Genomic DNA, 13,404 nt, shown 5'->3' with positions numbered 1-13,404 from the left:
AACTAGTTTTGTCTTATATTGCTCGACAAAAGGTGATGTTTCATAATGCATACTAGGGGGCGAGATGCATAAACATGATCCGGCTCGTCAGATCAGCTTCATTCAACAAGCCCTGTCGCAGAACCGCAAACCGATAGGCTTCTTCCTTGGCGCGGGGTGTCCGCTGTCGATCCGCGTCAATGAACGGGAGGAGGGCGGAAAGACCGTAACCGACCCTCTGATCTGGGACGTGGCGGGGTTGACGAAGGTGATCGCGGAGCAACTGTCCAGCAAGGACGTCGCCAACCCGTCGACCTGGGACAAGATCGTCAAGATCGTGACCGATGACGGCGGCGATGGTAGTAATATTGAGCTCCTGCTCAGCCGCATCCGCGTGTTTGCGAGTGTCGCCGGCGCCGGCGATGTGCGTGGGCTGACCGCCGCCGAGCTCATCGCTCTCGACACGAATGTCTGCGACGTGATCTCCAAAGAGGTTCGGCGCGAGCTTCCGGCCAAGGATAGCCCCTATCATAACCTTGCGATCTGGAGTCGTTCGATCCGTCGCGAACGGCCGGTCCATCTCTTCACGACCAACTACGACCTATTGATGGAGCAGGCCCTCGAGGAGAGCTCGGCACCCTATTTCGATGGCTTCATTGGCGCGCGAAAAGCCTTCTTCGACCTTGGCGCGGTCGAGGATGAGGGCTTGCTACCGCCGCGCTGGACCCGACTCTGGAAGATCCACGGCTCGCTCAACTGGCGTCTTGAAGGCAAGACCGATGTCGTGCGCAGCGACGAGAAGACCGACAAACAGAGTTATCTGATCTACCCATCGCACCTCAAGTATGACCAGAGCCGCAAGATGCCGTATCTCGCGATGCTCGATCGCCTGAAGGCCTTCTTGCTCGCGCCGTCATCGCTGCTGTTCATCTGCGGCTATTCGTTCGCAGACGAGCATATCAACGACGTCATCTGCCGTAGCCTCGAGGCCAATCCGACCGCACATGTCTTCGCTTGCGTGTTTGGTGAGCTTGAGTGGGAGAATTACAAGCTTGCACGCCAGTGCGCGCTGGCGACGCCCAATCTGAGCCTTCTAGGGTTCGACAAGGCGATCGTCGGCCGTACGCTTGGTGAGTGGTCGGGCGAAGGGACCGATGATCTCGCGCTGCCGTCCAGCATCCTCGTTAAGGATGGAGACAAGGTTACCCTGCGGCTCGGAGACTTCGCCGCGCTCGGCATGCTGTTGCGTGGCCTTTCGGGTGATGGGGTGAGCAATGATCCGGCCTGACATTGCCGACCGGGCGACCGTCATCGGCACGGTCCAGGACGTCAGCGGCACGTCGGTCAGCGTCACTTTGACGTCGGACCGCTTCTCGGGCCTGAGCTTCGTCCAGGGCCAAGGACACAAGATCGGCCAGATCGGTAGTTTCGTCAAAATCCCGGTCGGTTATGTCGATCTATACGGCATCGTCTCGCAGGTGGGAGCAAGTGCGGTCCCCGAGAAGGCGGCTCTCTCGATGCCCAATGGCCTACGCTGGATGACGATCCAACTGATCGGCGAGGGCTATCGGACGGGCCGGTTTCAGCGCGGTATCTCGCAATATCCAACCTTCGAGGACGAGGTCCATCTCGTCTCCGAAGCCGATCTTCAGGCGATCTATGGCCGGTCGGACAAGCAGAACCACCTCGTCCGCGTCGGTCATGTCGCGGGCAGCGAGTCGATTGACGCGCTGGTCGACGTCAACAAGTTGGTGACCCGTCACAGCGCCGTGGTCGGGACAACCGGTTCGGGCAAGTCGACGACGGTCGCGGGGCTCTTGAATGTCTTGTCAGACGAAAGCCGCTTTCCGTCGGCGCGGATCGTCGTGCTCGATCTCCACGGCGAATATGGCAAGGCGCTCGGCGATCGCGCGAACATTTTCAAGATCAGCCCCGACGCCCGCTACGCCAACGAACACCGGCTGTGCATTCCCTTCTGGGCGCTGAGTTTCGACGAGTTGTTGCGGGTGACGTTTGGGAGTCTCCCGCCCGATGGCAAGGCCCGCAACATCATCCTTGAGGAGATCCTCGCGGCAAAGATCGCGAGCCTCGCAGTCCAGCCCATCGCCGGCGTGGACCCTGCTAGCATCACCGCCGACAGCCCGGTTCCCTTCTCGCTCAACAAGCTTTGGTACGGACTCTATTGCAGGGAATTCGGCACCTATCTCAGTGCTGGTGGCGCGAGCCCAGCGGATCAATCCAACTGGGCCTATGAGCTTGACGCCTCCAACGCGAAAATCGTGGGCGATGCCCAGGCCGGCATTCCGCCACGTTTTCGTAAGGTCAAAAGTGTGGCGAACGACCCGGAGAAGATCAATTGGCTTCCGGACGTCCTCAACATCCGGGGACCGCTCGAGGCGTTGGGTGCTCGGCTCCGCGTCGCCCGTTACGATTTCTTGCTGAAGGCGGGTGACTGGCATCCCGACCTTGACGGCAAGACGACCAAGACCCTTGCCGACCTGGTCGGCCAATGGCTCGGCAGCGACAAGCCAATCACCATCCTCGACCTGTCGGGCATCCCCTCGACCGTGACGAACGACATCATCGGCAATATCCTGCGCGTTCTCTACGACGGCCTCTTTTGGGCCCGGAACCTGTCGGAAGGTGGGCGCGAGCGTCCGCTTCTGGTCGTGATGGAGGAAGCACACAGCTATCTTGGCGACGACGGGAGCAGCGCGGCCTCGATCGCGACGCAGCGTATCGTCAAGGAAGGTCGCAAATATGGGATTGGCGCGATGATCGTCAGCCAACGCCCGGCTGAGATCAACCCGACGATCCTGTCGCAGTGCGGGACCTTCTTCGCGATGCGGTTGAGCAATTCCACCGATCGCTCGCATGTGACCAGCGCGCTCTCGGACAATCTTGAGGGCCTGACAAGTATGTTGCCAGTGCTGCGCACCGGTGAGGCGATCATCTTAGGTGAAGCGGTTCGATTGCCGATGCGCACCATGATCCAGGCACCGCCCCGCGATCGTCGTCCCGACAGCCAAGATCCACTGATCTGCGACGAGGTCGCGCCCGAAGAATCGATGACGCCGGGCGGTTGGAATCTGAAGGCCCATGTCCCCGCAGACTATCGCTATTTTGTCGAGACTTGGCTCCAGCAGAACCCGGTCCACACTCCACCCAAGAAGGAATGACACACATGGCTTGGCACGAATTCGCTCCCTTTACTTCGTCGAACATCGCCGCAATCCGCTATGAAGAGGATCAGCTACTGCTCGAGGTCGAGTTTCTCAACGGCAGCCGCTATCATTATTACGAGATTCCGCCGCAGATCGCTCAGGCCTTCGATCAGGCCGTATCGAAGGGGGAGTTCCTCGCGGCGTCCATCAAGGGTCATTATCGTTACAGCCGGGTCTAAGATGCCACTTGTCAGCCTCGATCAGAAAAATATTCGCGTTCAGTTCGGTGCATTCGAGGTCGACAACAAAATCTTGTTCGAATTCTTCAACAAGCTCGCCGCCGCGGATCGCGATGAGCAGCTCCACAAGGCCCTCTATATCGGCGTTCTGGCGCTCATGGAGGACCGGCTTTCGAGCTTCCTCTCGCGAACCGCGAACGAGCTCGGCACCGAGCTCGAAAGCCTGAAGCTCATCTTCGACATGAAGAAGGAACTTTTCTATCGGTCGGCGGTGAAGGGCGTGCTCGCTGAGGCCGATATCGCCGACTTCCTGTCGGAGTTTTTCGATCGCCAGAAGATCCCCGACAGGATCGAACTGACCGGCGATCGCGCCGGTACGATCCGCCGCAACAAGACAGGCGATATTGTGTGCCATCTAGCCGGCGACAGTGGCAAGCGGATCGCGATCGAGTGCAAGTTCGACAAGAGCATCCGCCTGGGGGACATCCAGACCAAGGACGTATTCACCAAAAAGGCGGATACCGCCTGGAGCCAACTGCTTGAAGCGCAGGCCAATCGCGACGGCCAGGCCGGAATCATCGTGTTCGACGCGTCGCTCATCGACAACAGCATCCTCGCCGCCGTCCAGGACCTGAAGTTCCTCCCCGGTATCGGCCTGATCGCAATTATTGATTCCCAGAAGGGCGATTATCGCAATCTCGCCATCGCTTACATGCTGGCGCGCGACATCGCACTCAATGCGAAGACGCTCGAGCTCGACACCGACGTCCTCAAAATCATCGTGAACCGGCTGATTAAGGATGCGCGAGACATGGCGTTGGTGAAGCACCTCGTCACCGCCAACATCGACAATATGAAGCAGATCCTCGCGCAGATCGAGAAAGGTATCCTTCTTGCCGAATTCAATCAGCGCTACCTCATCAAGTTCCTCGCCGAGGGGACCCTCACCAAGGAAGACATGCTCGCTTTTTATGCGGGTGAAGAGGTCAAGGAGCGTTTCCGGCTCGTCGAACGCGAGATCGGCGACCTTTGCGCCTGAGAGTTCGAAGTGCCGCCCTGCAGGCTGCCTTGCCCCGAGTTAGCGCCTTGAGCCTGTAAGTTAGTTTTCGGTCGTTTTATAGCATTCGATGATGACGGGCCATGCAAATGCTGATCTCGGGCCTGGCCGTTTGCAGACGAGATCAGATCACTTCAGCAAGCGAGCGGCAGGGTTATCTTCCGCAGCTCCGGCCTGGAAGTAGCCAATCACGCTCGCAACAGAACGATGTTCTGTCATGGCCACCACCGCCGGCAAAGGCACGCCTTGCTTGCCAGCTTCGGTGACAAATCCCGACCTGAGACTGTGCGCCCCAAAATCCCCCTCCAACCCAGCCAACCGGGCACGGCGCTTCACGATCGCGGCCACCGAGCCCGGGAGCAGGGCAGGGCCGACCCGCTCCTTCCAGATCCGCCGAAAGATCGCTCCCTCACGAATCCCCGCGGCCTCGAGCCACGCTAACAGCGCTTCAGCACTGCGTCCCAAGATTGGCTTGTCTGGTGTCGAATCTGCTTTCACCCCAGCCTGCTGGGTCTTCGAGTACTCCAGACGATAGATGTAGCCGTCATCTCCAACCTTGCGCAGGTCGCGCATGTCGGCCGCTGCGATCTCGCTGCGCCGGCGTCCGCCGCTGGCGAACCCAAAGCAGAGCAGGGCACGGTCACGCAGGCCTTCGAGGCTGTCGCCACAGGTGGCCAGCATGGCTTCCAGTTCGTCGCGGGTGATGGCGGTCTTCTTTGCGGGGCGTTCGCCGCGTTTGACCGCAGCCCGCCGGGCCCGACTGAGCAGTGTTCTGATACTGGGCAGCTCACAGGGGTTGGCTAGGCGCTTGAGCTTGTGTGCTGTGGACAGAACGGCCACGCGTTGGACCACAGTCGAGAGCTTGAGCGGCCCGACCTTGGCCTTGAGACCAGCGGCCACCAAGGCTTGATCCAGCCTCAGTGGCAGTTCGCTGACTAGAGTGGCCTTGCTCTTGCGCTGAATGTGGTCGACCAGGAACTGGATTACCACGGCCTCACTGACTGGCAATGCCAGTTCGACCCCGTAACGGCCTTGGTGCCAGCCGGCCCAGTAGCGCAGGGCGGTGGCATAGCTGCGAGTGGTGTTGGCGGCCGCGGCTTCGGCCAGCAGCTCCCGCACCGCGTCCGCGGCCTGCTGGGCCAATTGCTCGGGCAGTACCAAGCTGGTGACAGTCGCGGAGGTGGTGGGTAATGCGTTACTTCGCTTCATACTATGTAATGTATGCTATGAAATAGGGGCCTTACTAGCGATAATCATCACTTATCGTGAGTACGTTATCAGCAGAGTAGGGTGCCAGTACAGGAGACTTCGCATGGCCCGCGGCATCACCGAAACTGACGTCCATACCGCCGCCGACGAGTTGGTCGCCAAGGGCGAACGCCCAACCGTAGAGCGGATCCGGGCTCACCTGGGCACAGGCTCGCCGAACACGGTGACCCGCTGGCTGGAAACATGGTGGAACCGACTTGGCACGCGCCTGCAGCCAGTGCGTCCGGACTTGGAAGATGCGCCAGCGGTGTTGGTAGAACTCGCCGGGCAATGGTGGGAGTTGGCGCTGAAGCATGCCCAGGAGGCCGCCCGTCGAGAGCTTGCATCGTCCGAGCGGGCCCTGGCTGCCGAGCGTGATGCGCTGGAGGCCAGTTCCCGACTTGCGGCTGAAGAGCTGGCGCAAATGCGTGCAGAGCGTGACGTCGCAATCACCGGGGAAAGAATTGCAACGACCCAAGCTTCAGAGCTGCAGCACTTGGTCGACCAGCTTCAGCTACAGATCTCTGAACTTGCAGAGCAGCGCGACCTCGAGCGTCGAAGAGCCGACCGAACCGAGACAGCGAGACAGCAACTCGACGTCCGGCTTCACGAGGCCCGAGAGACGGCGAAATCTGAGCGGGAGGACTGGACCGAGTACGTCAGATCTGTCGAGAATCGAGCGCTCAGCGATGTGGATCGAGCCCGCCAGGAGGTGAAGGAACTCCAGGTGCAGCAAAGCAAGGCATCCGAACAACACAGGGCCCTTGAGAAGCAGCTGCGTCAGGACATCCAGGCCGCCCAATCAGCGGCCGCCACGGCCAGTCAGTCTGCCGATATCCTGCGCGGCAAATGTGACGCGCTTGAGGGGCAACTTTCAGGGCTTCGAGATTTGCCAGCTCAGCTGGAAGTGGCGCTCAAGCGATCCAAAGAAGTTCGTCCGCCTGCGGCTCGCAGACGCCCAAAACAATAGCGCTGTGCCGCGCTCCTAATAGCTGACACGGGTGCCAACTTCCAGGGCACACGAAAGAAAGGGCCGGCTTCATTTGCGCCGGAGGCCAGTCCGCTGACTCCGCGCAAGTCGCGTTCTGCGAGCTAGCCAGGCAGCCCAACAGACGAATGAGACCGCAAATCCGACGATTACCATGGCAACCAGCATGATCTCTCGATCAGTGTCGTTCATTGAGGGAGTCCTTAGCGTCTATGCCATGGTACCTGACGCTTCGGAGTGCAAGTGCGGGCGCGATGGCTGCATTTGAAGTTCTTTCGAAAGAATCCTTAGCCTGAGCCCGTCCAAGCGCGGGCAGCATGGCTGCATCTTGGATTGAAGCACTCGGCATGCCAGGCCGGAATAGGATCGTAGGATGATGAGCAAAGGCTCACGTTCCGACGGCGCCGTGTTCGAACACGTAACACTTTTACTTGGCGCTTGGTAACAGATTTACCTGCTTCGTCACCATAGTTGGGACGCCGATGTGTTCCCATAGTTGGCGTTCAAGTGCCCAACTATGGGCACGTGGCTACAATGGCGCATGGCGAGTTCCCTGAACGGCAACCATATTTATATACCAGTCAGTTCAATATTCAGGGTCGATTAGATCCCCTAACGGATAATTCACACCTGTCGATCGCCTCCTCTCTCTCCCCCTCTCGGGAGGCGGTCGACGAAACCAAAATAATTAAAGGTGTGTCCCGATGAACAAGAATTCGCTGCTTGCCCTGGGTCTTCTGGCTGCTCTGCCGTTCGCTGCATCGGCAACCGACGGCCTGTCGTACAACTACGTTGAAGGCGGCTATGTGAACACCGATGCCAAGGGCGGCGACGCCGATGGCTGGAAGGTGAAGGGTTCCGTTGCGGTGCACCCGAACTTCCACATCTTCGGCGACTACAGCGCGCAGGAGACCGACAAGTTCAAGAACGACGTCGACCAGTGGCGTCTGGGTGTCGGCTACAACTACGGCATCGCACCGAACACCGACCTGGTGGCGCGCGTTGCGTACCAGAAGTACGACGAAAAGCGCGGCCTGGACTTCAACGGCTACTCCACCGAAGTGGGCGTGCGCACCGCGTTCAACCCGTACGTGGAAGGCTACGTGATGGCCGGCTACGAAGATTTCAGCAAGAAGCATGGCTACAACCCGGACGGCGAGTTCTACGGCCGCGTCGGCGCCACCGCCAAGTTCAACCAGAACTGGGGCCTGAGTGGCGAAGTGAAGCTGGCCAAGGCCGGCGACCGCGAGTGGTTCGTGGGCCCGCGCTTCACCTGGTAACAAACGCCTGTCGTTAGTGCGTGTTGTGCTGGCGTGTGACTCTCTCTCTCTCCCACACGTCAACCGAAGCCCGGCCTCGCGCCGGGCTTCACTTTTATGGGCATCCCGTTCACCTGCATCGCGGGCCTCAGTGATCGGGGGTCTGCACCAGCCCGAGCCTGATCAGGCTTTCGGCGGTCGCCACGATGGCGTCCTCGCGCGAACGCGGTGACCACCCCAGCATGCGCTGCGCCTTCTCGCTGGTTGCGTTCATGGTGCGGCCCAGCAGTGGGATCGAGCCACGCAGCGCCGGGTCCTTCAGTGCGCCCAGGCGCATCACCCAGTTGGGAATGACACGGGTACTGACCTTGCCCGCAGAGGCGCCCATGCGCTGCTTCAGGATCTTTGCCACCTCGCCCAGCCAGAGGCTGTCCCCGGCGATGGCGATGAAGCGCTCGCCGCTGGCCGCCGGATGGGTCATCGCACGCAGGTGCAGGTCTGCCACGTCCCGCACGTCCACGAATCCGCAATTGATCTTCGGCGATCCCTTCTGGCCCTGGAGCAGATTGCGCACCAGGCGGATGGAGTGCGAATAGTCGCTGCCCAGCACCGGGCCGAGCACGGCGGTCGGGTTCACCACCGAGAGCTCCAGGCCACCGCCCTCGCGCGCGATGAAGTCCCACGCAGCACGCTCGGAGAGCGTCTTCGACTTCTGGTAGAGCCAGACATCAGCGGAGAGATCGCTCCAGTCGGTCTCGTTGAACGGGCGGCCGATGTCGCCGTGGCCGGCACAGATCGCGCCGAAGGCCGAGGTCAGCACCACCCGTTGCACGCCGGCGTCGCGCGCCGCGCGCAGGACGCGCAGGTTGCCATCCACGGCCGGGCGCACCCACTGTTCTTCGCTGGTCTGTTCGCCGGTGGGTGTAGGCGATGCTCCATGCATCACGTGGCTGCAGCCGGCAACGGCTTCGGCCCAGCCCTCGTCGCGACCGAGGTCGGCCACCACCACGCTGAGGCGATTGCCCGGCTCGGCGCCACCGACCTTCAGCTGTTGGCGCACCTCCGCTTCGCGCGACAGTGAGCGCACCGTGGTGCGGACGTCGTAGCCGGCCGCGAGCAGGGCCAGGATGCAGTGCTGGGCGATGAAGCCGGTGCCACCGGTCACCAGGACGGTCGTTTTCATGGGAACTCTCCAGATACGTGGGGGGATTGGCGGGCCATCCCGACGCGGATCCAGCGGCATGGGTGGCTATGTCTACAGCTGTATACATGCGTTGCCGGTCATTGTCTACAGCTGTATACTTAACGCATGGACACGCCCGCCGCACCGACCACCCGCAAGCCCCGCCAACGTGATGCCGAAGCGACCCGCGAGGCGATCCTGGCGTCCGCACGCCGGGCCTTCGCCCTGTCCGGCTATGACGGTGCTGGAGTGCGTGACATCGCGGCCGGGGCCGGGGTGACGGCGATGATGGTCAACCGCTACTTCGGCTCGAAGGAGCAGCTGTTCGCGGAGGTGGTGGAAGACACCATGACCCAGGGCAGCCTGATTGCCGGCGGCATCATGGACCAGCCGGAACCGGGCAAGGCACTGGCGCGCGCACTGGTGAAGATGACCCGCGCCGATGCCACGCCCATGGACGGATTCCTGATCACCTTCCATTCCGCATCGAGCCCACTGGCAGCGGAAATCGGCCGCGACAAGATCGCCGCGCATCACCTGGAGACCGTGGCCGCCTCGCTGCAGGGCACGCAGCGGGCCGAGCGCGCCGCGCTCATCCTGGCGATGATTTCCGGCTTCCAGGTAATGCGGCAGATGATCGCGCTGCCGGCCCTTGCCGATGCCGACGAGGACGAGCTGGCCGAGTTGCTGGGTACGGTATTCGAGCGGTTGATCCAGCGGCCTGCGGCAGGGCCGTAGGATCAGTTCACCGGCTTGCCGTAGCTTTCGGCGAGGATCGCCTTGTACTCGGCCAGTGACGGCAGGCCCATGGCGCTGCGCCGCGCGTCCAGGCCGGGCATGTCTTCGGTAGGGCGCAACTGCATCGCGCCGTCGTCGCCCTGCACGAACTGGCTGCCGTAGCGCTGCGGCTTGCCCTGCGCCACCAGCACGCGGTCGGTGAGCAGGGCCACGTCGGCACGGTCAGCCTCGCCTGCCTGGGCGGCGTGTTCGATCAACGGCAGCACCTGGGCCTGGAAATCAGGGTCCTGGTCGGCGTGCTGCACCAGCAGCCAGGCCGCCTTGGCGCCATCACGGCCGACCCTTGAACGGGTCGGCCATCCCTTCTCGGCGATCACGGTCTTCAGCCACTCCGCATTGGCCTTGGCTACGGGTGCGGTGCCCTTGAAGGCCTCGCCGCCGCCGTCCGCGATGGCTGCATGCTGCGCGGCCTGGTCGCGGGCTTCACGGTCGAGCAGTTCCCTGCGCAAGAGTTCGTCCATCAGTCCCGCACGTTGTTTCTGCATCGCTTCCGCGCGGGCCAGCATCCGTGGCCACTCCGGTCCGGCACGCAGGGCATTCAGGCCTGGGCGATCCTTGTGCAGCAGATCCTCGAGGGGAAGGCGGTCCTGGCCCAGCAGCGCGATGACGTAGGCCATCGCCGCGGCGTGGTCACCGGTGGCGGCGGTGCATTCGACCAGCAACAGCTCGCCACCGTCCGGGAAGCGCTCACCGTTGTGGTACATCGCGCCGAGGGCATCGGCACAGCCTTTGGCGTCGTCGTCCTGATAGCGCTGCAGTGCCTCGTAGAACGAACCGGCCCCGGCCGCATGGGTGCTGCCGGTTGCAGCCAGCAGCAGCACAAGCAATGCCGGTGCCAGCTGGGGCGTGAGGATGGATGCCAACGTGTCTTCCTCCATGAAGGCCGCTTCATGGGCAATGCCATGCCGCCGGTACCTGCAGTGTGCCAGTGTTCGTGCCCTGTGGGTGGCGGCACACTGGCGCGGAGCCAGGGAGAACCGCACTGCGTGAGTGCGGCATTGCCGTTTCGGACGGCCGCGAATGGTGCCCTGCCGAGGTCTTCGCCTGGTTTCGCGAGCGCGGCCTGTTGGCCGGACCCTTCCTGCGTATCGCGTGGCAAGGGCGGGACCCATTCGAGATCACCCGCGGACAGCCGCGCGACGCCTTCGCGCCCGCTGCCCCTTCTGCGTAGTGGCGAACTGAGAACCGCTCCGTCGCTGGCAGGGGGGTTCCGCTATGATCGCCCGCACATCGCCGCGCGCGATGCGCCCGCCTCAAGCCAGCAGGAACCGTCGTGAACTCCCAGCCCGCACCGATCACCGCCCTCAACCACACGCTCGACAACGAGCCGCAGCAGATCACCGCGCCGCTGACGCACTCGGCCGCGTTCCTGGTGTTGAAGGTGAAGGATGACGCGGCCTCGATCGCGAAGGCACGCGAGGTGCTGGCCAGTACCGACGACTTGATCAAGAACACCGCCATCCGCGAGATCGAGCGCACCTTCACCTGCAACGTGGCCATCGGCCATCGCGTGTGGCAGCCGCTGGTGGGCAGCACGCCGCCGCGCGAACTGAAGCCGTTCCGCGAGATCAAGGGGGCGACCCACACTGCGGTCTCCACGCCGGGCGACCTGCTGTACCACATCCGCGCGCGCACGATGGACCTGATCGTGGCGTTCGAGCGCAACCTGCTGATGGCCTTCGGCGATGCGGTGGAAACCGTTGATGACGTGGCCGGTTTCCGCTATTTCGATGGCCGTGACCTGCTCGACTTCGTCGACGGCACCGCCAACCCGGAAGGGCTGTCGTTGCCTGAGGCAACCATCGTCGGCGACGAAGATCCGGACCACGCCGGTGGCAGTTACGTGGTGGTGCAGAAGTACCTGCACAACCTCGATGCCTGGCGCGCGCAGAAGACCGAAGCCCAGGAGGCGATCATCGGCCGCACCAAGCACGACAACATCGAGCTGGACGACGCGCCCGCCGATGCGCAGAAGTCGCACAAGACGCTGTGCACGATCGAGGACGCCGACGGCGAGCACGAGATCCTGCGCGACAACATGCCGTTCGCCACGCCGGGCCGTAGCGAGTACGGCACCTACTTCATCGGCTACACGCGCCGCCTGTGGGTGATCGAGACGATGCTGGAACGCATGTTCATCGGCAATCCCGCACCGCTGCACGACCGCATCCTGGACTTCTCCACCGCCGTCACCGGCGTGACCTTCTTCGCGCCCGCGCGCAAGGTGCTGGCCGATCTGGGCGACTGATCGCCGGTTACGCGGCCGTAGAGTCGAGCTTGCTCGACTGCGCCATAACCAGGCCAAGGCAGTCGAGCAAGCTCGACTCTACCCTCCGCCATCCGCCTGTCATCTACGACGCCGACCATGGCGCGCTGGATGGGAGCGCAGGAGGCAGGCGATGGCCAGGACAGGGAACAAGGGCGGCATGCGGCGCTGGTGGCGTCCGCTGGCCGCGGTGTTCGGCGCGTTGGCACTGGGGAGTGCCAGCGTGTCCGCGCAGGACGCTCCTGCGCACTGGATGGCCTATGCCGCCGCCGTGGGCGGCCAGCTGCAGCAGCGCCTGCAGCTGGAGCAGGACCCGCAGGCCCAGCGTGTGCTGGAATGGCTGCAGGCGCATCCGGACACGCCGACACCGTTGCCGGTCAGCGTGTGGATCGCCGCCGATGGCCGCATCTCGAAACTGGAATTCGACAGCCTGGGCGACCGGCAGGTGGACGCGGATCTGCGCGCGGCGCTGCTGGCCGCACCCCTGCAGGCGCCACCGCCGGACATGCGCCAGCCGCTGCGGCTGGGCCTGGCGCTGGAACCGAAGTAGCGCCACGCCCTGCGTGGATGCGCCTACGGGTGACCCCTCAGCCACGCATGGCGTGGCTCTACTGTGGATGGCCAGCGCTCAGCCTGGCCCTCCTCATCAACGTACGGGTGCACCCTGCGGCTCGCGCGCGGCTGCGCTCCACGCGCGCAGGCCGAACACGGCCAGGCCGAGGAAGAACACGTACAGCGCCGCAGTCACGTGCAGCGACTTGAACAGGTAGGCGCCCACATAGACCACGTCCACTGCGATCCACACCCACCAGCACGCCACGTGGCGGCGCGCCTGCCACCACTGGCCGACCAGGCTCAGCGCGGTCAGCATCGCGTCCAGCCACGGCAGTGCGGCATCGGTGAAGGTGTGCATGGCCGCGCCCAGCGCCACGCCGCCGCACAGCCCGATGGCCAGGTCGCGCAGCAGCTTGCCGCGCGCCAGCGGCACGATGCGGACGCTGCCCTCGTCGGCCGCGTGCTGGCGCCAGTTGAGCCAGCCGTAGACCAGGAAGCCGCCGAAGGCGACCTGCAGCAGGGTGTCCGAGTACAGCTTGGCCTCGGCGAACACCAGCCCGTACAACGTCACCGACAGCAGGCCCACCGGCCATGCCGACAGCCGGCGCCGGGCCATCAGCCAGACGCCGAGGATGCTGCACAGCGCGGCAGTCCACTCGAGCACGGCG

The 13,404-nt window shown here is 63.2% G+C and carries 13 protein-coding genes; 9 read left to right on the top strand and 4 right to left on the bottom strand.

All coding sequences use genetic code 11. The features are described 5' to 3' along the window. Window positions 1-64: 64 nt before the first annotated feature. Genes N5C18_RS04725 through N5C18_RS04710 form a run of 4 tightly spaced genes read left to right on the top strand, consistent with a single transcriptional unit; the run spans window position 65 to window position 4,421 of the window. Window positions 65-1,267 carry an SIR2 family protein gene (locus N5C18_RS04725; RefSeq protein WP_279943954.1) on the top strand — a complete coding sequence of 401 codons (1,203 nt, stop codon included), beginning with the start codon at window positions 65-67 and terminating at the stop codon, window positions 1,265-1,267. After that, entirely contained in the window at window positions 1,254-3,158 is a 1,905-nt protein-coding gene (locus N5C18_RS04720) for an ATP-binding protein (RefSeq protein ID WP_279943953.1), read from the top strand. The genes N5C18_RS04725 and N5C18_RS04720 overlap by 14 nt, the downstream gene beginning before the upstream one ends. Before the next feature lie 5 nt (window positions 3,159-3,163). Then, window positions 3,164-3,382, top strand: coding sequence for a KTSC domain-containing protein (locus N5C18_RS04715; RefSeq protein WP_279943952.1), 219 nt, complete (start codon window positions 3,164-3,166; stop codon window positions 3,380-3,382). 1 nt (window position 3,383) lies between these two features. Further along, entirely contained in the window at window positions 3,384-4,421 is a 1,038-nt protein-coding gene (locus N5C18_RS04710) for a hypothetical protein (RefSeq protein ID WP_279943951.1), read from the top strand. A gap of 147 nt (window positions 4,422-4,568) precedes the next feature. Here N5C18_RS04710 and N5C18_RS04705 read toward each other — a convergent pair whose 3' ends face one another. Then, entirely contained in the window at window positions 4,569-5,648 is a 1,080-nt protein-coding gene (locus N5C18_RS04705) for a site-specific integrase (protein ID WP_033835818.1), read from the bottom strand. A gap of 103 nt (window positions 5,649-5,751) precedes the next feature. On the opposite strand from N5C18_RS04705, the gene N5C18_RS04700 reads away from it, so the two are divergent. Together N5C18_RS04700 and N5C18_RS04695 are read left to right on the top strand one after the other, a co-directional pair. Then, on the top strand, window positions 5,752-6,657 hold the full coding sequence (locus N5C18_RS04700) for a DNA-binding protein (protein ID WP_033835817.1): 906 nt from the start codon (window positions 5,752-5,754) through the stop codon (window positions 6,655-6,657). Between the two features lie 722 nt (window positions 6,658-7,379). Continuing rightward, the gene (locus N5C18_RS04695; protein ID WP_004153562.1) at window positions 7,380-7,955 is read left to right on the top strand and encodes an Ax21 family protein; all 576 of its coding nucleotides are present in this window, start codon (window positions 7,380-7,382) and stop codon (window positions 7,953-7,955) included. A 127-nt stretch (window positions 7,956-8,082) separates the two neighbouring features. Here N5C18_RS04695 and N5C18_RS04690 read toward each other — a convergent pair whose 3' ends face one another. Continuing rightward, window positions 8,083-9,117, bottom strand: coding sequence for an aldehyde reductase (locus N5C18_RS04690; protein WP_279943950.1), 1,035 nt, complete (start codon window positions 9,115-9,117; stop codon window positions 8,083-8,085). A gap of 126 nt (window positions 9,118-9,243) precedes the next feature. Between N5C18_RS04690 and N5C18_RS04685 the strand changes: the two genes are divergently transcribed. Further along, entirely contained in the window at window positions 9,244-9,855 is a 612-nt protein-coding gene (locus N5C18_RS04685) for a TetR/AcrR family transcriptional regulator (RefSeq protein ID WP_053512003.1), read from the top strand. A gap of 2 nt (window positions 9,856-9,857) precedes the next feature. Here the strand turns inward: N5C18_RS04685 and N5C18_RS04680 are convergent, their stop codons facing one another. Continuing rightward, the gene (locus N5C18_RS04680) at window positions 9,858-10,778 is read right to left on the bottom strand and encodes a DUF6624 domain-containing protein (protein ID WP_279943948.1); all 921 of its coding nucleotides are present in this window, start codon (window positions 10,776-10,778) and stop codon (window positions 9,858-9,860) included. 410 nt (window positions 10,779-11,188) lie between these two features. On the opposite strand from N5C18_RS04680, the gene N5C18_RS04675 reads away from it, so the two are divergent. Both N5C18_RS04675 and N5C18_RS04670 read left to right on the top strand, forming a co-directional pair. Beyond that, on the top strand, window positions 11,189-12,163 hold the full coding sequence (locus N5C18_RS04675; protein ID WP_279943947.1) for a Dyp-type peroxidase: 975 nt from the start codon (window positions 11,189-11,191) through the stop codon (window positions 12,161-12,163). Between the two features lie 151 nt (window positions 12,164-12,314). Then, window positions 12,315-12,731 (top strand): hypothetical protein, encoded by a 417-nt coding sequence (locus tag N5C18_RS04670; RefSeq protein WP_053448474.1) that lies wholly within the window; start codon window positions 12,315-12,317, stop codon window positions 12,729-12,731. Window positions 12,732-12,827: 96 nt separating this feature from the next. On the opposite strand, the gene pnuC is transcribed toward N5C18_RS04670, so the two are convergent. Next, window positions 12,828-13,400 (bottom strand): nicotinamide riboside transporter PnuC, encoded by a 573-nt coding sequence (gene pnuC, locus N5C18_RS04665; RefSeq protein WP_053451221.1) that lies wholly within the window; start codon window positions 13,398-13,400, stop codon window positions 12,828-12,830. Between the last annotated feature and the right edge of the window lie 4 nt (window positions 13,401-13,404).

This window comes from Stenotrophomonas sp. GD03930, from assembly GCF_029839665.1.
GTDB classification, from domain to species: Bacteria; Pseudomonadota; Gammaproteobacteria; order Xanthomonadales; family Xanthomonadaceae; genus Stenotrophomonas; species Stenotrophomonas forensis.
Note: the sequence above shows the minus strand (reverse complement) of the source record. Positions and strands in the feature narration are given on the sequence as shown.